The sequence below is a fragment of the Streptomyces sp. NPDC051214 genome (assembly GCF_040682375.1).
GTDB lineage: Bacteria > Actinomycetota > Actinomycetes > Streptomycetales > Streptomycetaceae > Streptomyces.
The window spans coordinates 147,021-168,616 of the sequence record NZ_JBFBAT010000007.1; the positions used below are offsets into that span (position 1 = coordinate 147,021).

The following is a 21,596-nucleotide window of genomic DNA, read 5'->3' on the forward strand; positions in this document are numbered from 1 at the left end:
GCGACACTCCGCGCATCTCATCTGCTCAAGGATGCGTCATTTGCCATCAGAAGCCGGAATCGGGGTTCTCGGGGTCAGGTGATGCGGGGCAATCGGGTGGGTGGGCGGGAAAAATCGCCGCGCAGCGGCGGCTGGAAACGCGACGAGGCGCCCGTCCCCGCACCCACGGGGTCGAGCGCCTCGGTCACCTACCGGGGGGCGGGGGCTACAGCAACCCGTCCCACATCTGCTCAAGAAGCACCGACCACCAGCTCTCCGGCGAAGCCAACGCCGCCGGGTCGAGCGCGGCCAGCTGCCCCTGGAAGTCCACGGTCCAGCGGCCCGCCTGCTCCTGGTTGAGCCCGTAGCGAAGGCGCCACATACGGCCGAGCAGCGCCAGGCAACGCGCGAACTCCGGCAGCCCCGTGTTCACGAACTGCGGCGGCACCGGAGCACCACCGGGACCGGACTCCACCGGCACGGCGACGATGTTCGCCGTGCCGTACTGGACACAGATCGCGCGCCCGAAGTCACTGCCCATCACGAGGTACGAACCGGCGTCCGACGCCGGCTGCACCCCGCGCTCCTGCGCCGTCTCGGCGAGCGTCGGCACCGGACGCCCCGGCTGGGCCTGCGCCCAGAAGAACGGACCGAAGTCGACCGGCAGACCCGCCACCACGAGCGTGTGCGCCACGAGGTCGGGCACGCCCTGCCGCGACACCGCCCGCTGATCGAAGCGGAAGATGCCGGGCCCGAACGCGGCCATCAGCTCCTGCGCCACACCCTCCGGCGGGATCGGCGGCGCGGGCTGCACCTGCGGCAGCGGCGCGCGTACCGGCGCGGGGCGCGCCGGGCCGTCCGCGACCTGGTGCAACTCGGCCTGGTGCGCGATGAGCTGCTGCATGCCGCCCTGCCGGGACCCGTGGTCCCTGCCGTACGGGGCGATGCTCGTGATCCGCGCCTGCGGCCAGGTCTCCCGGATCATGCGGGCGCAGTACGCGCCGGGCAGCTCGCACGACTCCAGCTCGGTGTGGAGTTCGAGTACCTGCTGCGGCGGCACGTTCATGCCGCGCAGCTCGTGCAGGATCTGCCACTCCGGGTGCGGCGTACCGGGCGCCGAGCGGCGGATGAGCTGCTGCTCGGAGCCGTCCTGCGCGCGGTAACGGAGTACGGCCTGGTAGCCGGGGCCCACGGTCGGCTGGCCGGTGGGCGGCTGCGGGTAGCCGTAGGGCTGACCGGGTCGACCGGGCTGACCGGGTACGGGCTGACCCGGCGCGGGCGGCGGCATTCCGGGAGCACCCGGAGCGCCCGGAGCCCCGGGAGCCTGCGGCGGCATGGGCGCACCAGGACCGCCGACCGCGGGACCGGCCAGCATCGTCGCGGCGTGGTGAACACCGCCACCGGGAGCACCGGGAGCACCCGGAGCCGCGGGGGGCTGCGGCGCGCCAGGAGCTCCGGGAGCGCCGGGCGGGCCGGGAGGCTGCGGGGCACCAGGAGCGCCGGGAGCACCCGGCGGCTTGATCCCACCAGGGCCACCCAGGCTCGGGTCCGCCAACATCGTCGCCGCATGGTGCACCCCACCGGGAGGCGTGCCCGGAGCACCGGGCGGACCGGGAGGCTGCGGGGCACGGGGAGCCCCCGGAGCACCCGGAGCGCCAGGAGCACCCGGCGGCTTGATCCCACCAGGGCCACCCAGACTCGGGTCCGCCAACATCGTCGCCGCATGGTGCACCCCACCAGGAGGCGTACCGGGAGGCGTGCCCGGAGCACCCGGCGGCTTCGGCGCGTCCGGGGCCGCGGGCGGCTGAGGTCCTTCGGGGCCGAGCGCCGACACGAACTGCGTCGGGACGTAACCGCCCGCAGGAGTGCCCGGAGCACCGGGGCCCGAAGGCGGCGGCGTACCGCCCGGCGGCATGCCCGGAGTCCCCGGGGCGCCGGGAGGCGGCGGCGTACTCGCACCGCCGCTGCCACGGGCACCCCGCGGCGGCGCCTGCGCCTTGCTGGTCGCGGCGTCGGCGATGTCGCCCGCGCCGGGCGGCACGGAACCCTGCGGGTATCCGTACGCGGACGGGTCCGGAGCGCTCACGCCCGGAGGCGGCGGCATGTTCACCGCGGCACCGGCGGGCGGCGGTGGCAGGTTCGGCCCCGGAGCGGCCGGCGGCTGCGTACCGGGAGTGCTCGCCCCCGGAGGCGGCGGCAGGTTCGGGCCGTCCAGCGCGGGTGCCACCGTCGTCGACGGGAGGCCGCTGCCGCCGTGCATCAGCGCGGTCTTGGCCTCCGGCGCCACACCGGGCGGCGGAGCGTCGTCGTCACCGCCGACCAGCGGCGGCGCGAACACCGTGGCGGGCGCGGGCACCGAACGGTCGTCGCCCAGGTCCGCGTTGGTGTCCGTACCGGCCCACGGGGTGGCACCGACAGGCGCGTCATCGGACCCCCCGGCCGCGGGCCACGGCGTACCGCCACCGGGCGCCGCGGGAGAAGCCGACGCGGCGGGAGCCACGGGCGCCGCGTCCGCGGGGCGCGCATCCGACGGGGCCGCATCAGAGGGAGCCGCGTCCGAGGGACCCGCCCCTGGGGACGCGCCCGCGCCCGTGGACGACTCCCCCCTGCGATCCGGGATGCCCAGCTTGTCCGCCGCCTCCTGGAGCCACTCCGGGGGGCTCAACAGGAACGACGTCTGATTCAGGTCGACCCGCTCGGGCGGAGCCGGCGCCGCGTCCTCGGGCGTCAACTCCGGCGTGCCGTACTCCTCCTCGTACCGGCGGATCACCTCACCGACCGGCAGAGACGGCCAGAGCGTGGCGTCGCCGCTGTCCCGCGCGATGACGAGCCGCTGACGGCCGCCGTCGGACACCGGACCGTTCTCACGGTCCTCCGCCCACACGACGAAACCCAGCTCGAACTCCCGTACCCGCACCGCACGGTGCTGGTAGCCGGGCACATCGCCGTTGATCCATTCCTCGGCGCGCTCCTGCGCCTGCGCGAAGGTCACCATCGAGAAGTCACTCCCCCACCGGGACGGCGCGCGCGAAGCCACCGTCCACCATCAGGTTCGCCACGGTCTCCAACTCCGGCGGATTACCCGCGAGCCGGGACAAGAACGCGTCGAAGTCGTCACCGCACGGCAGCAGCAGCCGCTGCACCCGCTCGGCGGGCTGCCAGCCCGCCGTCTCCGAGACGTCCCGTGCGTCGTCGTACGCGCAGAACCACACCGAACCGATCTGGTCACCCTTGACCTTCACGGCCAGAATGCCGCCCTGCACGAACCCGACCCCCAAGTAGTCCTTGGTGAGATGGTCACGCAGGCATTTGTTCACGTACACCAGGTCGTTGACCGCGGCCTCGTCCCGCACCGTGAAGAACGGCTGGTCGATCAGGAGACCGAGCTCCGCGTCGAGCGCCGTACCCACCGGCGCGCAGCCGCCCGCCGCCTTCAGGAACGAACGGTAGGCGCCGGGGAGCCGGTAACCCAGCTCCTCCTCCGCGCCGAGAATCTCCTGCTCGCTCACCGCGACCGCCGACTTCGGCAGCGCCAGATGCGCGGGGCGGGTCTCCTGGAGCGGGCGCGTACCCCTCTTGTCCTGGTCCACCGGCGTCGTGGCGAGCCCGCCGTGGTGCCGCAGAAGCGCCTTCACCTCCACCGGGACCAGCTCGAGACGCCGACCGCCCGGCACGTGGTGCCAGGTCCAGCCGTGCGGGGTCGCCACCGGCGGGATCGTGTCCCACAGCTCATGGTCCGCCTCGGCCATCGCCGCGTTCGCGGAGACATAGTCCGTCAGGCGCAGCTCGTCGACACCGAAGCCCTCCGGAGGCTCGGCGATCTCGGCGGCCGCACGCGCGTAGGCCGAGAAATCCGGATAGCCGTGCTCGTCCACGCGCACGCCTCTGGGATGGCGCGTGGCCCGGACCGGGTCCGGGAAGTGCACGACCTGCCCGGCGTAGGCCGCGTTCGGCGGTGCGGCCTGCTGCCCCAGCCGACCTGTCGTCATGGCGGTTGCCCCCTGCGGCACTGTTAATGGTTTCGCGGATCGGTGTGCGTGGATCGATGTGCGTAGATCGATGTGCGTGGATCGTGCTACTTCGTCCTGCGTTCCGCGGTCTGCGGATGTCGACAGCCTATGCGCAAGGACGACACCGGTCACCGGGCCTCCGGTTCCATGACCAGCAGCCACCGGACCGTCACCGTGCGACGAAAGCCGGGCGTGTCGCGGTGCCCCAGCTTCCGCACCACCCGCCCCATTTGGCAGGCTGTCCCCGCAACGCGGGGGCGTGGCACACGCGGTCACAGCCGCGAGTTGCGGGGAGGGAAGCACCACCATGCACACGGCACAGACCGGTACGGCCCACAGTACGGCGGCCACGACGGCGCCCTCGGCGACCGCCGAACACCTCGCCGACGCGGGAGATCCACGCGTCGGCTGGAGCAGCGCGTCCGCACACGCACCCGTCCTGCGCCAGCGCCGCGACGGCATACTTCCCACCGTCGCCGCCGCACTCTCCGTGCGCGGCGCGACCCTCACGAGCACCGCGGGCCGCGGCGAGGAACCCCCCGCCCTGCACCCCCTCGTACAGGACTTCCTCGACACCCTCACAAGCGGTCAGCGCGAACGCTTCACCGGGCGGTGCGCCGAAGCCATCCTCATCTCGCGCCACCTCACGACGGCCGACGCGAGCCGCTCCAAACGCGCGGCACGCAAACCGATGACCAACGGCGAGGCCCGCAAAGCCCTCAAGCACGCCAAGCTCACCACCCGCCGCATCCGCGAGGACGGCGACCCGCTGCACGGCGGCTTCGCCCGCCCCTGTCGCTCCTGCACCGCCCTCACAGCGCACTTCGGCGTACGGATCGTGGAACCCGCGACACCCGAATCCTGATCTCCGTCACCGAGCCGCTGACCCCGAACCGCAACGAGGGCCACCCATGCACGCCGAACAGCACACCGAGAACCCCGCGCACGCCGGCCCGATCGCCGCGTCACCCCGCTTCCCCGTCCCCGTCGACGCCGCCCTGCGCGCCGCCGGCTGGACCCCCGGACGGTGGGACATAAAGCAGGCCGAGATCTGGGCCGACGTCCTGCGCCGCCACACCTCGCCCGCGGGACACCAGCACGCCGTCTTCCCCGCCGCCGTCGAGGCCTGGGCCGAATTCGGCGGACTGCACATCACCCCGCAGGGCCCCGGCCGCCACATAGCGCCCGCCGCCGTGCACCTGGACCCCCTCTACGGCCTCCACCTCGCCCGCACCCTCGGCGACCTGGGCCGCGCCCTCGACACCGAGGTGTGCCCCATAGGAGAGGAGACGGAGACCCAGGCACTCCTGGCCATCGACGCGGAAGGCCGCGTCTACAGCCTCGACCACAGCGGCGACTGGTACCTGGGCGCCCACATCGACGAGGCCCTCGCCACCCTGGTCTCCGGCACCCAGCCGGAACGCCTCAAGGCGAGCTGACGCCCGGCCGGGCCGCGGAACCTGCGGCCCCTCTGACGGAACCTAGGCAGCCGCCGGCAGCACCGCCGACACCCGGAAGCCACCCGCGTCCGTCGGGCCCGACACAAAGACACCGCCCAGCGCGACGACCCGCTCCTTCATGCCCACCAGGCCGTTGCCGCCACTGGGCAGCCGGGCGTCCCCCGGACCCACCTCCGGCGGCGGCTCGTTCTCCACCTGCATCGCGATCTCCGCACCCCGATGCGCGAGACGCACGTACGTCTTGGCGCCCGCCGCATGCTTGTGCACGTTGGTCAACGCCTCCTGGACCACCCGGTACGCGGTCTGCTCGACGTCCGCCGCGTACGCACGGGACTCACCCTCCACGGACAGATCCACCGCCATCCCCGCCGCACGCGACTGCCCCACCAACTCGTCCAGCTCCGCCAGAGACGGCCCGTCCTCGTCCACCGCACGTGACGCGGCGGCAGCGGCGGCGAACCCCACGGCGGCCAACGGCATCACGTCCGAGACCGACCCGTGCCGGCCCCCCGCGGCGGGCGTCGGCTCCCCCGTCCGCAGCACACCCAGCATCTCGCGCAACTCCGTCAGCGCCTGCCGCCCCATGTCACCCACCAGAGCCGCGTTCTTCACCGCCTTCTCGGGATCCTTCCGCGCCACAGCCTGCAAGGCGGCGGCATGCACGACCATCAGACTCACCCGGTGCGCGACCACATCGTGCATCTCCCGCGCGATCCGGGTCCGCTCCTCGTTACGCGCCCACTCCGCCCGCTCCTCGGCCCGCTCGGCCAGCAGCTGCAACTCACCCTTCAGACTGTCGGCACGCTCCCGCAGACTCTCCATCAGCCGCCGCCGCGCCCCGATGTACAGCCCGAGCAGAATGGGCGGCGCGGTCAGACCGATGGACGTGGTGATCGCGATGAACGGTATGAACCCCTCCGCGAACCCCAGATCCCCGCTCTCCATGTCCTGCCGAGTCCGCACGAGCGTCACGATGAGCGTCCCCAGCAGAGACATCCCGGCGAGCGACCCGATGATCCGCCGAGGCAGCTCGGAGGCGGCCAACGTGTAAAGCCCGACGACGGTAAGAAAAATCCCCATCTGAGCAGGCGTGATCGCAATCGAAATGAGCACCACGGCGATCGGCCACCGCCGCCGCAACACCAGCGAAGCCCCCGCCACCACCCCGAACGCGATCCCCACCCCCGTGGGAATCCCCGTGTCCCCCGCGAACGTGACCCCCTCGGCCCCGCACTCCGCGGCCGAGGCCAACGCGAGCCCCACGTCCAGCACGGCACTGCGCCGCCGCTCCCACCACCACGGCCCGCTCACGGCCGCGCTGTGGTTCTCCCCCGTCGTGGTCATGCCTTCCAGCCTACGGGCGACAAGCCCTCCTTTTCCGGCGAGTTTCCGGCTCGGTGATCGAACGCACGCGCTGTTCGACGCGAAACGAAACGGCCAGAAATCCCTCGAACTGTTGAACCGCTCCCGGTTCCCGGCCGGACGTCCGCATTCCGGACGAGGGTCGTCGCATGACAGAGATCACGGGCAAGTACGCCGACTTCGAGGGACTGCGGGAGCGGGCGATCGCTTTGCGGCGAGAAGGACTGAGCCGCCGCCAGATCCGCGACCGACTGCACGTCGACAACAACGACATACTCAACCGCCTCCTGGAGGGCGAGCCGGCACCGGAGTGGACGAAGCGCCCGAACGCGAAGGATGACCTCCGGGAGCGGGCGCGGGAACTGCGGCTTCAGGGACTCACGTACGACCAGATCCAGGTGGAGCTGGGGTGCTCGAAGAGTTCGATCTCGCTCTGGGTTCGGGATCTGCCGAAGCCGGAGCGGCAACGCACTCGCGAAGAGGCTTCAGCAATCGCGAAGCGCGGCTGGGGGGACACCATGCAGCGACGCGAAGAGAAGCGTCAGCGGACCAAGAAGGCGGCAACCGACGAGATCGGCGCACTGTCCGACCGCGAGCTGTTCCTCGTAGGCATTGGCCTCTACTGGTCCGAAGGGGCCAAATCAAAGTCGCATCGCCCGCAGGAGCGAGTTGACTTCATCAACAGCGATCCCCAGATGATCACGGTCTACCTGGCGTGGCTCCGTCTTCTAGGCGTGAGCGCCGACCGCCTGCGGTTCCATGTGTCGATCCACGAGTCGGCCGACGTGCCTGGCGCCGAGCGATTCTGGGCCGACCGGGTCGGGGCTGCCCCCTCAGCATTCGGCAAGACCACGCTCAAGAAGCACAACCCGAAGACCTCCCGCAAGAGCGTGGGCGAGGACTATCGAGGATGCCTCCTGGTGCGAGTCCAGCAAGGAGCCGACCTCTACCGTCGCATTGAAGGCTGGTGGTACGGCATAGTGTTGTCCGCGCACCAGCCCGATCAACCGAATCGGACATAGTGCACGAACCATCCCGGATCGTCTAAAGGTAGGACAAACGGTTTTGGTCCGTTGAATGAGGGTTCGAGTCCTTCTCCGGGAGCTGTCAAGTTCGGGTCCTGACCTCAAGGTCAGGACCCGCCCTCATTTCCGGCCCGCAACGCCCCGGTATCCTGCGGATGTCCACTCCCCGCACATCCGAAGCCGAAGGGCACCCCCGTGAGCGCCAACAGCCCGGCAGCCGTCGTCGTCCTTGCAGCGGGTGAGGGCACCCGTATGAAGTCGGCCACCCCCAAGGTCCTGCATGAGATCTGTGGGCGTTCCCTCATCGGGCATGTGCTCGAAGCCGCGTACGCGCTGAGCCCTGAGCGGCTCGTCACCGTGGTCGGGTTCGCCCGTGAGCAGGTCATCGCGCATCTGGGGTCGATCGCTCCGGATGTGCGCACGGCGTACCAGAGCGAGCAGAAGGGCACGGGCCACGCGGTCCGCATCGGTCTGGACGAGCTCGGCGGTGCTGTCGACGGGACCGTCATCGTCGTGTGTGGTGACACCCCGCTGCTGACCGGGGCGACTCTGCGGAAGCTGGCCGAGACGCACACCGGTGACGGCAACGCCGTGACCGTGCTGACCGCCGAGGTGCCGGACGCGACCGGTTACGGGCGGATCGTGCGGGACGGCGAGAGCGGCGCGGTGACCGGCATCGTCGAGCACAAGGACGCCACCGAGAAGCAGCGCCTGATCCGTGAGATCAACTCCGGTGTGTTCGCGTTCGACGGGCAGCTTCTGGCGAAGGCGCTGGGCAAGGTGCGTACGGACAACAGTCAGGGCGAGGAGTACCTGACGGACGTCCTGGGGATCTTGCGTGAGGCGGGGCATCGTGTGGGTGCGGCCGTGACCGGCGATCACGAGGAGATCGCGGGGATCAACAACCGTGTGCAACTGGCTGAGGCTCGTCGGACCTTGAACGACCGGTTGCTGACCGAGGCGATGCTGGCGGGTGTCACGGTGGTGGATCCGGCGTCGACGTGGGTCGACGCGACGGTGACGTACGAGCAGGACGCGCTCGTGCACCCGGGTACGCAGTTGCAGGGGACCACGCATCTCGGTGAGGGCGCCGAGGTGGGCCCCAACTCGCGGCTGCGGAACGTCCGGGTGGGCGCGGGGGCGCGGGTGGACAACACGGTGGCGTACGACTCGGAGGTCGGGGAGCAGGCGAGCGTCGGTCCGTTCGCGTATCTGCGGCCGGGCACGCGGCTCGGTCTGAAGGCGAAGGCCGGCACGTTCGTGGAGATGAAGAACTCGAACATCGGTGAGGGCACGAAGGTTCCGCACCTGTCGTACGTGGGTGACGCGACGATCGGTGATTTCACCAACATCGGTGCTGCCAGCGTCTTTGTGAACTACGACGGTGAGGCGAAGCACCACACGACGGTGGGGTCGCACTGCAAGACCGGTTCGGACAACATGTTTGTGGCTCCTGTCACTGTTGGGGACGGGGCTTACACGGCGGCGGGTTCGGTCATCACGAAGGACGTTCCGGCGGGTTCGTTGGCCGTGGCCCGTGGGCAGCAACGGAATATCGAGGGTTGGGTGGCGCGCAAGCGTCCGGGCAGCGCGGCCGCGAGGGCGGCGGAGGCGTCGTCCGGGGAGCCCGGGAATCCGGCAAGCGGGAGCTGACCGGAAACAGGTGCGTCGGACACGGCGTACCGTGATAGATGCACACCATTTCGGCCGGCTCTGCGCTTCGGGACTGTGTTTTCCGGGGCGCGCGAGGACGGCAGCGGGAAGAACTCGTCTGAGGAGACTAGTGCTGTGACCGGGATCAAGACGACCGGCGAGAAGAAGTTGATGCTCTTCTCCGGCCGCGCCCACCCCGAGTTGGCCGAGGAGGTCGCACACAAGCTGGGTGTCGGCATCGTGCCGACGAAGGCCTTCGATTTCGCCAACGGCGAGATCTATGTGCGGTATCAGGAGTCGGCTCGTGGCGCGGACTGCTTCTTGATCCAGAGCCACACGGCTCCGATCAACAAGTGGATCATGGAGCAGTTGATCATGATCGACGCGCTGAAGCGCGCGTCGGCCCGCTCCATCACCGTGATCGTGCCGTTCTACGGCTACGCGCGCCAGGACAAGAAGCACCGCGGCCGTGAGCCGATCTCGGCCCGCATGGTGGCGGACCTGATGAAGACGGCGGGCGCTGACCGCATCCTCACGGTCGACCTGCACACGGACCAGATCCAGGGCTTCTTCGACGGTCCGGTCGACCACCTCTTCGCGCTGCCGGTCCTCGCGGACTACGTGGGCGCGAAGGTCGACCGTTCGAAGCTGACGGTGGTCTCCCCCGACGCCGGCCGCGTCCGCGTCGCCGACCGCTGGTGCGACCGTCTGGGCGCGCCGCTGGCGATCGTGCACAAGCGCCGTGACAAGGACGTCGCCAATCAGGTCACCGTGCACGAGGTCGTCGGTGACGTGGAGGGCCGCGTCTGTGTCCTGGTCGACGACATGATCGACACGGGTGGCACGATCTGCGCCGCCGCCGACGCGCTGTTCGCGCACGGTGCGGAGGACGTCATCGTGACGGCGACGCACGGTGTGCTCTCCGGTCCGGCCGCGGACCGTCTGAAGAACTCCAAGGTGAGCGAGTTCGTGTTCACGGACACGCTGCCCGACCCGGGTGACCTGGAGCTCGACAAGATCACGGTGCTCTCGATCGCGCCGACCATCGCGAACGCGGTGCGTGAGGTCTTCGAGGACGGTTCGGTGACGAGCCTCTTCGACGAGCAGGCGTAGCCTTCGCGGGCTCACTGAAGATCGATTTCTGAGGCGGCCTCCCCGCCGGGTAGACTCACGGAGTTGCTCGGCGAGGGAGGCCGTACTCATTGGAGTACGACTGTCCGTTATCGACGCGCTCTTCGTAGCAGGCCGCCAGTCGTGGCCGGGTGACCGACCTTTCTGTCACCACTTTTACGAGGAGTGCACATGTCCGAGGTGAAGATCTCCGCGGAGCTCCGCAACGAGTTCGGCAAGGGCGCCGCCCGCCGTCTGCGTCGCGAGGACAAGCTGCCCGCCGTTGTCTACGGCCACGGCGCGGACCCCATCCACATCACGCTGCCGCACCACGGCACCCTGATGGCGCTGAAGACCCCGAACGTCCTGATCAACCTGGACATCGACGGCAAGAGCCAGCTGGTCATCCCCAAGGCCGTCCAGCGTGACGCCGTGCGCATCGGCATCCTCGAGCACGTCGACCTGCTCCTCGTCCGCAAGGGCGAGAAGGTCAACGTCGACATCTACGTGCACACCGAGGGCGAGCTCGCCCCGGGCGGCAACCTGCTCGAGCACGTGCTGAACGCGCTGCCCGTCGAGGCCGAGGCCACGCACATCCCGGAGTCGGTCACCGTCTCCATCGCCGGTCTCGAGGCCGGTGCGACCGTCCTCGCCAAGGACATCACGCTGCCCGAGGGCACGACCCTGGCCGTCGAGGACGACACCGTCGTCCTGCAGGTCCTGGCCGCGCAGGCCGAGGAGGCCTCGGAGACCGAGGCCGAGGGCGACGCCGCCGCCGAGGCCTGAGCCTTCGCCTTGCCGGACTGAGCTCCTTGGGGCTCGACTCTGCCGACCGCCGCTCCGCGCTCCTGCGCGGGGCGGCGGTTGGGCTATGAAGGAGACATGCAGATGACGACGGACCCCAGTGCGCCGTGGCTGATCGTGGGTCTGGGCAATCCAGGCCCTGGGTACGCCATGAACCGGCACAACGTGGGTTTCATGGTGGCCGATCTCCTGGCTGAGCGGATCGGGGGCTCGTTCAAGCGGAGCGGGCGTGCGCAGGCGCAGGTGCTCGAGGGCCGGATCGGTCCCGCGGGTCCGGGGAGCCGCCGGGTCGTCCTTGCGAAGCCGATGTCGTACATGAACGTGTCGGGTGGTCCGGTGACGGCGTTGCGTGATTTCTACAAGGTGCCGACGGCGAACATCGTGGCGGTGCACGACGAGCTGGACATCGACTACGGCACGCTGCGGCTGAAGCTGGGCGGTGGCGACAACGGGCACAACGGTCTGAAGTCGATGACGAAGGCGATGGGCAGCGACTACCACCGGGTGCGGTTCGGGATCGGGCGTCCGCCGGGGCGGATGCAGGTCGCGGACTTCGTCCTGAAGGACTTCTCGTCGGCGGAGCGCAAGGAGCTCGGCTACTTCGTGGACCGGGCCGCGGACGCGGCGGAGGCTCTGGTGATCGAGGGCCTGGAGCGGGCGCAGAGTGCGTACAACTCCTGAGCGGTGACCCAGGACTGTTGACTGAGCGCAGGCTCATGGCCAAGGATCGCCGCCATGAACGCGCTCCTACTCCTGCGCCGGGCGGCGATGGGCGCACTCGCGGCGCTGTTGCTCGTCGCGGGTGTCTGGGCGTCCTGGGGCACGGCGCAGCACGTGATGCTCACCGATGAGCGTGAGCGGGGCACGATGCGGGTGGCGCGCTGCTCCTCCGACACCTGCGCCGGTCCGTACGTCCCTTCGACCGCCGGTTCCCGGCCCCGCGCGGAGGTCGTGATCGACCGTTCGATCGCGGAGGAGAAGGGGGTGCGGGTGCCGGTGGCGGTGAGGCCCGGCACCGACGAGGTCGTCCGCACGGGTGGCCCCGGGTTCCTGCACGCGTGGCTGCCGCTGGGCGGCGCGCTGCTGCTCGCAGCGGTGGTGGTGGCGGGAGGCCTGCGCCTGCCCCGCACGGCGTGGGCCCTGGCCTTGGCGGGCGGCGCACTCCTGACAGCGTCGTTCGCAACCCTGACGTTCTAGCCCGGCGAAGCCCGGCGCCCACCAAGACCCGCCGCTGCGCGGCGATCTCCCCCGCCCACCCGCCCGATGCGGGTGATCGGGTGGGTGGGCGGGAAAGATCCGCCGCGCAGCGGCGGGACAGGGGCGCCACAGCGGACCCCCGCGGCGACAAACGCGCCCCGCGAGCCCGCCGCCCCCGCCAGCAAGAATCAGCCCGTGTTCCGCAGCCCCGCCGCCACACCGTTGACGGTGAGAAGCAGCGCCCGGCCAAGGAGCGGATCCGCTTCCTCGCCCGCGGCGGCCGCGTCACGCTGGCGCTTCAGGAGCGCGACCTGGAGGTAGGAGATCGGGTCCAGGTAGGCGTCACGGATGCCGAAGGTCTGCTGGAGCTCCGGGTGGGAGTCGAGCAGCTTCGTGCCGCCGGTGATGCGCAGGACTTCCTGCACGGTGAGCGCGTGCTCGGCCTCGATGACGTCGAAGACGTGCTTGAGCTCGTCCGGGACGAGAGTGTCCACGTAGTGGCGGGCGATCCGCAGGTCCGTCTTCGCGAGGGTCATCTCGACGTTCGAGAGGAAGTTGCGGAAGAAGTGCCAGTGCTCGTGCATCTCGCCGAGGACGGTGTCCAGACCGGCCTCGCGCAGCGCCTTGAGGCCGGACCCGACGCCGAACCAGCCGGGCACGATCTGCCGCGACTGGGTCCAGCCGAAGACCCACGGGATGGCGCGCAGCCCGTCGAGCGAGACGCCCGAGCCGGGGCGGCGGGAGGGCCGCGAGCCCAGGTGCAGGTCGGCGAGCTGGTCCACGGGCGTCGACGCGAGGAAGTACGTCGGCAGGTCCGGGTCCTCGACGAGCCGCCGGTAGGCGGAGTGCGCGGCGTCCGAGACGACGTCCATCGCCGCGTCCCAGCGGGCGAGGGCCTCGTCGGACTGGCGGGGGGCGGTGTGCAGGGCGGATGCCTGCAGCGTCGCCGCCACCGTCAGTTCGAGGTTCTCCCTGGCGAGGGACGGCACGAGGTACTTGTCGGAGATGACCTCGCCCTGCTCGGTCACCTTGATCTCGCCCTCGAGGGTGCCCCACGGCTGCGCGAGGATCGCGTCGTGCGAGGGGCCGCCGCCACGGCCGACGGTGCCGCCGCGGCCGTGGAAGAGGCGCAGGCGCACCCCGTACCGGTGCGCGACGTCACGGAGCCTGCGCTGGGCGCGGTGGATCTCCCACTGCGAGGTGGTGATGCCGCCGAACTTCGACGAGTCGGAGTAGCCGAGCATGACCTCCTGGACGTCGCCCCGCAGTGCGACGAGCCTGCGGTAGGAGGGGTCGGCGAGCATCTCGTCGAGGATGACGTCGGCGGCGCGCAGCTCGTCCGTCGTCTCCAGGAGCGGCACGATGCCGATCTTCGCCCAGCCGGCGTGCAGGTCGATCAGACCCGCCTCGCGGGCGAGGACCGCGGCCGCGAACACGTCGTCGGCGCCCTGGCACATCGAGATGATGTACGACTCGATGACCTCGGGCCCGAAGACCTCCAGGGCCTTCTTGACGGTGAGGAAGACACCGAGGGTCTTCTCTCCCGCGGCGTCAAGGGGGGCCGGCTGGGGGCCGAGCGGCCTGCGGGAGCGCAGCTCCTTGGCGAGCAGCTTCTGCCGGTAGTCGCGCGGCATGTCCACGTACCGCCAGGACTCCTCGCCCAGGCGGTCGAAGAGCTGGCCGAGCGCGTGGTGGTGGGCGTCGGCGTGCTCGCGTACGTCCATGGTGGCGAGCTGCAGACCGAACGCGGCGAGCGTACGGATCGTGCGGTTCATCCGGCCGTCGGCGAACAGGGCGCCCTTGTGCTCGCGCAGCGACGTCTGGACGAGGGTGAGGTCGTGCAGGAGCTCACCGGTGCCGAGGTAGTCGCGGCCGTCCTCGTGGGCGGTGCCGCGGGCCAGGCGCTCCTTGGTGTTCTCCAGCTTCTGCCGGATGCAGGTGGCCTTGAGGCGGTAGGGCTCCTCGGCGTTCAGCCGCTTGTAGCGGGGGCTGATCTCGGGGAGCCGCTCCAGGTCGAGCTGGAGGGACGCCTTCAGTTCCTCGGTGGCTCCGGTGTAGCGGATGGAGTTGGAGAGGAAGCCGCGCAGCTCGTCGACGAGGGCGAGGGCGTCGTTGATGCCGTGCTCGTGCTGGAGGATCAGGACGTCCCAGGTGACGGCGGGCGTCACGTTCGGGTTGCCGTCCCGGTCGCCGCCGATCCAGGTGCCGAAGGTGAGCGGCCGGGTGCCTTCCGGCAGCTGGACGCCGACCCGCTCCAGCTCGGCGGTGAGGTCTTCGAGGACGTCGCCGACGGCGCCCGCGTGCAGCTCGTCCAGGTAGTAGATGGCGTTGCGGGCCTCGTCCGCGGGTTCCGGACGGACGACGCGCAGCTCGTCGGTCTGCCACACCAGGTCGATGCTCTCGGCCAGGCGGGTGTCGTGGCGGCGCCGGTCGGACTCGATGACCGGGGTCTCGAGGAGCTCGGCGATGCGGCGCAGCTTGTTGAGGACGGAGCGGCGGGCGGCCTCCGTGGGGTGCGCGGTGAAGACGGGGCGCACGTTCAGGTGCTCCACGGTCTGGCGCAGGTGCTCGGGGTCGGCGTCCTTGAGCCGGTCGGCGGTACGGGCGAGGAGCCCGCCCTCGGCGGCCCGGCGGGCGCGCAGCTCGCGTCCGCGGTGGACCTGCTCGGTCACGTTGGCCAGGTGGAAGTACGTGGAGAAGGCGCGGACCAGCTTGGCCGCGGTCTCCAGTTCGGTGCCACCGAGCAGGCGTGCGGCGGCCTCGCCGTCCTCACGGGTCAGGCGGCGGACCTTCTCGACCAGTTCGAGGAGCTCGGAGCCCTCCTGACGTACGAGGGTCTCGCCCAGCAGATCGCCGAGGCGGCGGATGTCGGCGCGCAGCTCGGTGCTGGCTGTGGTGGTCTGGTCGTCGGCACTGCTCACAGGTGCGGCTCCTTGCAGTGTTGAAGCACGTCAGGTCTGGGAGGGGGTCCCCGGCAGGATAGGAATCCGTGTTCCGGGGGAACTAGAGAGAGCGGACCGCGCTGTCCGACCGTTTCCAAGGATAGGTGTCACTTCGCGGCACGGACTCGCGGCCTCTTGCCGCCGGGTTCCGCGCTGCCATACTTACGACGCCGTAGGTTACGGGACCGTAGCCAACACGGGACCCGTGATCGTGCGCCCGCCGCACCCGCGCCGTGACCTCACCCTCGACCCCACAGGGGACGTGCCCATGACCACATCTTCCGATGCGTATTCCGACACTGATGTGATCGAAGACGCTTCGCCCTCCCCCACACCCGCCGGCTCCCCCGTCCCCTCCGCGACGCTGGGCGGTGAGCAGAAACGTTCGCTGGAGCAGTTCGCTCTGCTGCTCTTCATCACCGTCCCGTTCCTCGCCCTGATCGCGGCGGTGCCGCTGGTCTGGGGCTGGGGGGTGAGCTGGCTGGACCTCGGCCTGCTGGTGTTCATGTACTACCTGGGCTGCCACGGCATCACGATCGGTTTCCACCGTTACTTCACGCACGGCTCCTTCAAGGCGAAGCGTCCGCTGCGGATCGCGCTGGCCGTGGCGGGGTCGATGGCGGTCGAGGGTCCGCTGGTGCGCTGGGTGGCGGATCACCGCAAGCACCACAAGTTCTCCGACGCCGAGGGCGACCCGCACTCCCCGTGGCGCTTCGGCGAGACGGTCCCGGCCCTGATGAAGGGCCTGTGGTGGGCGCACATCGGATGGATGTTCGACGAGGAGCAGACGTCGCAGGAGAAGTACGCGCCGGATCTGATCAAGGACCCGGCGCTGCGCGCGGTCTCCCGCCAGTTCCTGCTCTGGACGATCGTGTCCCTGGCGATCCCGCCGCTGGTCGGCGGTCTGGTGACGATGTCGTGGTGGGGTGCCTTCACGGCGTTCTTCTGGGGCTCGCTGGTCCGGGTCGCGCTGCTGCACCACGTGACGTGGTCGATCAACTCGATCTGCCACGCGGTCGGCAAGCGCCCGTTCAAGTCGCGTGACCGCTCCGGCAACGTGTGGTGGCTCGCGGTCCTGTCCTGCGGCGAGTCCTGGCACAACCTCCACCACGCCGACCCGACGTCGGCGCGGCACGGTGTCCTGAAGGGCCAGGTCGACTCGTCGGCGCGGATCATCCGCTGGTGCGAGCAGCTGGGGTGGGCGACGGACGTGCGCTGGCCCTCGGAGTCCCGTATCGACTCCCGCCGGAAGCAGAAGACCGTCGGCCCGGCATGATTGACGACGTGGCGACCGACTCCAGCAATTCCAGCCCCTCCAGCAAAGAGAAGCAGCCCCGGCGCGCGCGCCGGACCCGGATGACGGGTGCCGAGCGCCGGGAGCAGTTGCTGGACATCGGCCGCACCCTGTTCGCCGCCAAGGGCTTCGAGGGCACGTCGGTGGAGGAGATCGCGGCGAAGGCCGGGGTCTCCAAGCCGGTCGTGTACGAGCACTTCGGCGGCAAGGAGGGGCTGTACGCGGTGGTGGTGGACCGCGAGATGCGGGCGCTGCTCGACGGCGTGACGGGCGCGCTGACCGCGGGCCATCCGCGTGAGCTCCTCGAACAGGCGGCGTTCGCTCTCCTGGACTACATCGAGACGTACACGGACGGTTTCCGCATCCTGGTCCGTGACTCGCCGGTGGCGCAGTCGACGGGCACCTTCGCCTCGCTCATCTCGGACATCGCGACGCAGGTCGAGGACATCCTGGGCCAGGAGTTCAAGACGCGGGGCTTCGACCAGAAGCTGGCGCCGCTGTACGCGCAGGCGCTGGTCGGCATGGTCGCGCTGACGGGTCAGTGGTGGCTGGACGTGCGCAAGCCGAAGAAGGCGGAGGTGGCGGCGCATCTGGTGAACCTGGCGTGGCACGGCCTGGACGGGCTCGAGCCGAAGCCGCGCCTGATAGGCCACCGCAAGAGCTAGGACCCCGGTCCCGGGCTACGCCTGCTCCGGTTCGAGGAATTCCAGGCGGTTGCCCACCGGGTCGTCGGCGTAGAAGCGGCGGTGGCCCGGCAGGGCGTCGTCCCAGGTGACGGGCGCGCCCCGGGAGGCGAGGCGGTCCGCGTACGCGGCGATGTCCCGCACCCGCAGCCCTGGGTGCGCCTTGCGGGCCGGGCGGAAGCCGGCCTCGATGCCGAGGTGGAGCTGCACGGCCCCCGCGAGGAACCAGCAGCCGCCCCGTGCGGCGAGCGCCGGCGGCTTGGGGATCTCCGTCATGCCGAGCACGTCGCCGTAGAAGGCCCGCAGCTCCGGTTCGCTGCCGGGAGGGGCCGCCAGTTGGACGTGGTCGACGGCCACCAGCATCAGGCCCCGCCCTTCCGGGCCACCCCGAAGACCCTGCGGAAGGGGAACACCGTGCCGCCGGCCCCCGCCGGGTACGCCTTGCGCAGCAGCTCGCGGTACTCGGCGAGGAACGCGTCCCTGGCCTCCGGGTCGTCCTCCAGCGCCGTGAGGACCGGCCGCAGGCCCGTCCCCTTCACCCAGTCGAGGACCGGGTCCTGGCCCTGAAGGAGATGCAGGTACGTCGTCTCCCAGACGTCCGCCTCGCAGCCGAGCCCCACCAGCCGTTCCAGGTAGGCCGTCGGCGTGAGCACCGCGTCCGCGTGCCGCAGCCGCCCGCCTAGCCGGTCCCGCCACAGCTCGGACTCGCTCAGCTCCCGCATCAGTACGTGGCTGGGCGCGTCGAAGTTGCCGGGCACCTGGAAGGCGAAGGTGCCGCCCGGGGTCAGCGCCGCGATCCAGGCGGGGAAGGATTCGGGGTGGCCGGGGACCCACTGCAGGGTCGCGTTGGACAGGATCAGGTCGTACGTCCCCTCGGGCGGGGCCCAGTCGCCCGCGTCCGCCGGGGCGAAGTCGAGGCGGCCACCCCCGGAGGTGGGGCCCGCCAGGCGCTCGGCCTGCTCCAGCATCTGGGGGGAGTTATCGAAGCCCGTGACGTGCGCCGTGGGCCAGCGTTCGGCGAGGAGCCGGGTGACGTTGCCGGGGCCGCAGCCCAGGTCCGCGACGCGCGGCGGGCGGCCGCCGGTGGCGGGGAGTTCGGGGATGCGGGCCAGCAGGTCCACGAAGGGGCGGGCGCGGTGCCCGGCGTGGCGCAGGTACTGGCCGGGGTCCCAGGTGGGAGCGGGGGCTGCGGGCATGGAGCGGGACCTCCTCGATGCGCGGACCCCGACGTCGCACGGGTCCGCTGAAGTTCTGCTCCGCACGACTTCGTAAAGCTCCGTACGGATGCCGTACCGCCATCCTCAACCCGCAAGTATCTTGACGTCAAGAGACTTCATGTCGACAGACCCCCTACACTGATCGTCATGGAGGACGAGGTCGACCGTCTGGTCGCAGCATGGCGCCGGGAGCGCCCCGACCTCGACGTGGAACCACTCGAGGTGCTCAGCCGCGTCAGCAGGCTCGCGCGGCATCTCGACAGGGCCCGCAGGCTCGCGTTCTCCGAGCATCATCTGGAGCCCTGGGAGTTCGACGTGCTGACGTCGCTGCGACGCGCGGGCGCGCCCTACCAGCTCTCCCCCGGGCAACTGCTCACCCAGACCCTGGTCACATCCGGCACGATGACCAACCGCATCGACCGGCTCGCGAAGAAGGGGCTCGTCGAGCGGCTGCCCGATCCGAGCGACCGGCGGGGCGTGCTCGTGCGGCTGACCGAGGAGGGCCAGGACCGCGCGGACCAGGCCCTCGCCGGACTCCTCAAGCAGGAGCGGGCGATCCTCGCCGAGCTCTCGCGCGGACAGCGCGGCGAACTCGCCGGGCTGCTACGCCAGTTGACCGCCCCGTTCGACAACATCCCCGGCTAGGTCGACCGGCCCGACGCCTGCCCTGCGCGCGAGCGCGACGGCCGCGAGCGTGGAGTGGACGCCCAGCTTCCCCAGCACGTTCTGCATGTGCGTGCGCACCGTGTGCGGGGAGAGGAAAAGCCGCTCGGCGACCGCCTTCCTGCCCAGACCCGCCACCATGCAGCGGAGCACCTCGCGCTCGCGCGGGGTCAGCGACTCCACCAGGCGCTCGGATTCCGTGCGGTGCTTGCGGGCGGCGGTCAGCTCGCGCAGGACGCCGGTGAGCAGCGCGGGCGGCAGATGCGTCTCCTCCCGCAGCACCCCCCGGATGACCGTCAGGAGCCGGGAGAGCGAGCAGTCCTTGGCGACCCAGCCCGAGGCGCCGGCCTGCAACGCGAGGGCGGCCCTGCGCGGGTCGTCCTTCTCGGCGAGCACGACCGTACGGACCATCGGCTGGCCCGAACGGACCCCGGCCACCAGGGAGATGCCGTCCACCAGGCCGTCGGCGTTGCCCTCCTGCACGGAAGGCGCGGGACGGACACCCTGCACGGCGCTCGCGGACGCGCCCAGATCGGCGTCGACGAGCAGCACGTCGTATCTGCGCCCCTCGGCTATCGCCCGCTCAAGGCAGCGCAGTGCGGCCGGGCCGCTGCCCGCCGCGGACACGTCGACGTCGGGCTCCGCCGCCAGTGCCGCCGCGAGCGACTCGGCGAAGATGCGATGGTCGTCGACGACCAGGACTCGGATACGAACCACTGAAACCCCCTCCCCCAAGCTCTCCTCGAAGAGCAGGGGATACCCCGACGTCGGAGGACGTACGGTGCGGGCACGACACCCGGAACGGGGGTCGCCGCAGTCGCACGGCCGCCGCCGAGCTGTGACTGCCACCCCCACGCCGGGTGCCGTACCCGACTGTCTCGCCCCCTGATCAGTGCCGGCCCCCACCGGCACTGCCACTCAGAGTAGGGCCGCACGGCAGGAGCGGAAGGTAATTTACAGAACTGACTGGCCAGCGCGTTTAGGGTGAGCCGTATGTTTCGTATTGAGACAGGAGTCGACAAAGACCGGTTCGCTCTGCTCCTCGCCGGTCTCGAGGACGCGAACTCCGCGGCCTCCCCCGTGATCCGCGCCCTGCGCGGCACCCCGCAGGACCGTGAAATACCGCTGGCCGTCTGGCTCATGGAAGAAACGGAAGGCCTCGTCGGCGGTCTCGCCGGACACACCTGGGGCCGCTGGCTCCACGTGAACTACCTCTGGGTCAGCCGTAGTCACCAGGGCGCCGGCCTCGGCGCGAGCCTCCTCGCCGAGGCGGAACGCATCGCACGCGAGGAACGCGAATGCGTCAACTCCCGAGTGGAAACCTGGGACTTCCAGGCCCCGGGCTTCTACCGCGGCCAGGGCTACGAGGTGGTCTCGGTAATCCCGGACTACCCGGAGGGCGCAAAGGAGTTCACCCTGACGAAGAAACTGTCCCTCACAGCTCCTTGAGCGCCTCGGCACTGATGTCGACGTCGATGTCGTACGGGACGGAACTCTTGATCCGGTCGTGATGGATGCCGGTGAGCGCGTACGTCTTGGACAGCGGATCGAGTTCGTAGACCCGCGCCACGGGGTGCTGGTTCGCGTCCGTCATCTCGACCAGCCAGAAGTTCGGGATCCCGGCGGCGGCGTACTTGTGGGGCTTGGTGTCCCGGTCACGGGCCTCCGAATCGGGCGAGACGACCTCGATCGCGAGCAGGACATCGGCGGCCGCGAACCTCGTCTGCTCCATACCGGTGACGGCCTCGGCCCGGACGAGGCTGACGTCGGGCTCGGGACCATTGCGCGGGTCCAGAACGACCGTCATCTCTCGTCTGACCTTGAGTGACCCGGGGACCGTACGGCGCAGGCCGGCCACCAGAAGGTCGATCATGATGCTGTGAAAATCCCGCTGCGGACTCACGAAGACAAGGCTCCCGTCGATCAGCTCGGTGTGCGGCGGGAGGCCGGGCAGAGTGAACAGGTCGTCCACGGTGTACCCGTCCTGCGGCGGCACCGGCCAGCGACAGCCCTGCTCCGGCTCTTGCTCCGGCTCGGGCTCGTGCGCTGCGATCGGCTCGGCGGTCATGGTTCCTCCCATGGACGGGATTCTCGGCATGCTCCACAACGGTAACGGCCGGTTCCGATGATCGTCATCACAACGGGTGACAGGCAGGACCTGTGCCACCGGTCCTGCCTGCCCGTACGTCACTCACCG

20 protein-coding genes and 1 tRNA gene are annotated in these 21,596 nt (G+C 70.5%); 13 read left to right on the forward strand and 8 right to left on the reverse strand.

All coding sequences use genetic code 11. The features are described 5' to 3' along the window. Positions 1–205: 205 nt before the first annotated feature. Positions 206–2,974: an SUKH-4 family immunity protein gene (locus tag AB0M70_RS19790; protein ID WP_365821257.1), complete on the reverse strand. Its 2,769-nt coding sequence runs from the start codon at positions 2,972–2,974 to the stop codon at positions 206–208. A gap of 7 nt (positions 2,975–2,981) precedes the next feature. Then, positions 2,982–3,968 (reverse strand): SMI1/KNR4 family protein, encoded by a 987-nt coding sequence (locus AB0M70_RS19795; protein ID WP_365821258.1) that lies wholly within the window; start codon positions 3,966–3,968, stop codon positions 2,982–2,984. Positions 3,969–4,296: 328 nt separating this feature from the next. On the opposite strand from AB0M70_RS19795, the gene AB0M70_RS19800 reads away from it, so the two are divergent. Next, a complete protein-coding gene (locus tag AB0M70_RS19800) occupies positions 4,297–4,854 on the forward strand; it encodes a YwqJ-related putative deaminase (protein ID WP_365821259.1) in 558 nt (185 codons plus the stop codon). 46 nt (positions 4,855–4,900) lie between these two features. Next, positions 4,901–5,428 (forward strand): SUKH-3 domain-containing protein, encoded by a 528-nt coding sequence (locus tag AB0M70_RS19805; protein WP_365821260.1) that lies wholly within the window; start codon positions 4,901–4,903, stop codon positions 5,426–5,428. A 42-nt stretch (positions 5,429–5,470) separates the two neighbouring features. Here AB0M70_RS19805 and AB0M70_RS19810 read toward each other — a convergent pair whose 3' ends face one another. Further along, positions 5,471–6,793, reverse strand: coding sequence for a histidine kinase (locus AB0M70_RS19810; protein WP_365821261.1), 1,323 nt, complete (start codon positions 6,791–6,793; stop codon positions 5,471–5,473). 167 nt (positions 6,794–6,960) lie between these two features. Here AB0M70_RS19810 and AB0M70_RS19815 point away from each other — a divergent pair, with 167 nt between their 5' ends. From AB0M70_RS19815 to AB0M70_RS19845, 7 genes are all read left to right on the forward strand, one after another. Then, entirely contained in the window at positions 6,961–7,833 is an 873-nt protein-coding gene (locus AB0M70_RS19815) for a hypothetical protein (protein WP_365821262.1), read from the forward strand. An 11-nt stretch (positions 7,834–7,844) separates the two neighbouring features. Next, positions 7,845–7,915, forward strand: a tRNA-Gln gene (locus tag AB0M70_RS19820). Positions 7,916–8,031: 116 nt separating this feature from the next. Then, a complete protein-coding gene (gene glmU / locus AB0M70_RS19825) occupies positions 8,032–9,489 on the forward strand; it encodes a bifunctional UDP-N-acetylglucosamine diphosphorylase/glucosamine-1-phosphate N-acetyltransferase GlmU (RefSeq protein WP_365821263.1) in 1,458 nt (485 codons plus the stop codon). 135 nt (positions 9,490–9,624) lie between these two features. Beyond that, positions 9,625–10,602, forward strand: coding sequence for a ribose-phosphate diphosphokinase (locus tag AB0M70_RS19830; RefSeq protein WP_365821264.1), 978 nt, complete (start codon positions 9,625–9,627; stop codon positions 10,600–10,602). 189 nt (positions 10,603–10,791) lie between these two features. Next, positions 10,792–11,385 carry a 50S ribosomal protein L25/general stress protein Ctc gene (locus tag AB0M70_RS19835; RefSeq protein ID WP_365821265.1) on the forward strand — a complete coding sequence of 198 codons (594 nt, stop codon included), beginning with the start codon at positions 10,792–10,794 and terminating at the stop codon, positions 11,383–11,385. 96 nt (positions 11,386–11,481) lie between these two features. Then, a complete protein-coding gene (gene pth / locus AB0M70_RS19840) occupies positions 11,482–12,084 on the forward strand; it encodes an aminoacyl-tRNA hydrolase (protein WP_365821266.1) in 603 nt (200 codons plus the stop codon). A 54-nt stretch (positions 12,085–12,138) separates the two neighbouring features. Beyond that, a complete protein-coding gene (locus AB0M70_RS19845) occupies positions 12,139–12,600 on the forward strand; it encodes a hypothetical protein (protein ID WP_365821267.1) in 462 nt (153 codons plus the stop codon). A gap of 188 nt (positions 12,601–12,788) precedes the next feature. On the opposite strand, the gene ppc is transcribed toward AB0M70_RS19845, so the two are convergent. After that, positions 12,789–15,521, reverse strand: a complete 2,733-nt coding sequence (gene ppc, locus AB0M70_RS19850; protein ID WP_365821268.1) for a phosphoenolpyruvate carboxylase — start codon at positions 15,519–15,521, stop codon at positions 12,789–12,791. 289 nt (positions 15,522–15,810) lie between these two features. On the opposite strand from ppc, the gene AB0M70_RS19855 reads away from it, so the two are divergent. Continuing rightward, positions 15,811–16,818 (forward strand): fatty acid desaturase, encoded by a 1,008-nt coding sequence (locus AB0M70_RS19855; protein WP_365821269.1) that lies wholly within the window; start codon positions 15,811–15,813, stop codon positions 16,816–16,818. Then, positions 16,815–17,501 carry a TetR/AcrR family transcriptional regulator gene (locus tag AB0M70_RS19860; protein ID WP_363211715.1) on the forward strand — a complete coding sequence of 229 codons (687 nt, stop codon included), beginning with the start codon at positions 16,815–16,817 and terminating at the stop codon, positions 17,499–17,501. The genes AB0M70_RS19855 and AB0M70_RS19860 overlap by 4 nt, the downstream gene beginning before the upstream one ends. Positions 17,502–17,516: 15 nt before the next feature. On the opposite strand, the gene AB0M70_RS19865 is transcribed toward AB0M70_RS19860, so the two are convergent. Together AB0M70_RS19865 and AB0M70_RS19870 are read right to left on the reverse strand one after the other, a co-directional pair. Then, the gene (locus tag AB0M70_RS19865; RefSeq protein ID WP_365821270.1) at positions 17,517–17,882 is read right to left on the reverse strand and encodes a VOC family protein; all 366 of its coding nucleotides are present in this window, start codon (positions 17,880–17,882) and stop codon (positions 17,517–17,519) included. Beyond that, positions 17,882–18,715, reverse strand: a complete 834-nt coding sequence (locus AB0M70_RS19870) for a trans-aconitate 2-methyltransferase (protein ID WP_365821271.1) — start codon at positions 18,713–18,715, stop codon at positions 17,882–17,884. The genes AB0M70_RS19865 and AB0M70_RS19870 overlap by 1 nt, the downstream gene beginning before the upstream one ends. Positions 18,716–18,883: 168 nt before the next feature. Here AB0M70_RS19870 and AB0M70_RS19875 point away from each other — a divergent pair, with 168 nt between their 5' ends. Then, positions 18,884–19,381 carry a MarR family transcriptional regulator gene (locus AB0M70_RS19875; RefSeq protein WP_365821272.1) on the forward strand — a complete coding sequence of 166 codons (498 nt, stop codon included), beginning with the start codon at positions 18,884–18,886 and terminating at the stop codon, positions 19,379–19,381. On the opposite strand, the gene AB0M70_RS19880 is transcribed toward AB0M70_RS19875, so the two are convergent. Continuing rightward, the gene (locus AB0M70_RS19880) at positions 19,340–20,116 is read right to left on the reverse strand and encodes a response regulator transcription factor (RefSeq protein WP_160505515.1); all 777 of its coding nucleotides are present in this window, start codon (positions 20,114–20,116) and stop codon (positions 19,340–19,342) included. The two genes, AB0M70_RS19875 and AB0M70_RS19880, sit on opposite strands and share 42 nt — an antisense overlap. Positions 20,117–20,392: 276 nt before the next feature. Here AB0M70_RS19880 and AB0M70_RS19885 point away from each other — a divergent pair, with 276 nt between their 5' ends. Next, the gene (locus AB0M70_RS19885) at positions 20,393–20,848 is read left to right on the forward strand and encodes a GNAT family N-acetyltransferase (protein ID WP_365821273.1); all 456 of its coding nucleotides are present in this window, start codon (positions 20,393–20,395) and stop codon (positions 20,846–20,848) included. Here AB0M70_RS19885 and AB0M70_RS19890 read toward each other — a convergent pair. Beyond that, positions 20,835–21,479: a Uma2 family endonuclease gene (locus tag AB0M70_RS19890; protein ID WP_365821274.1), complete on the reverse strand. Its 645-nt coding sequence runs from the start codon at positions 21,477–21,479 to the stop codon at positions 20,835–20,837. The genes AB0M70_RS19885 and AB0M70_RS19890 overlap by 14 nt on opposite strands. Positions 21,480–21,596: the final 117 nt, after the last annotated feature.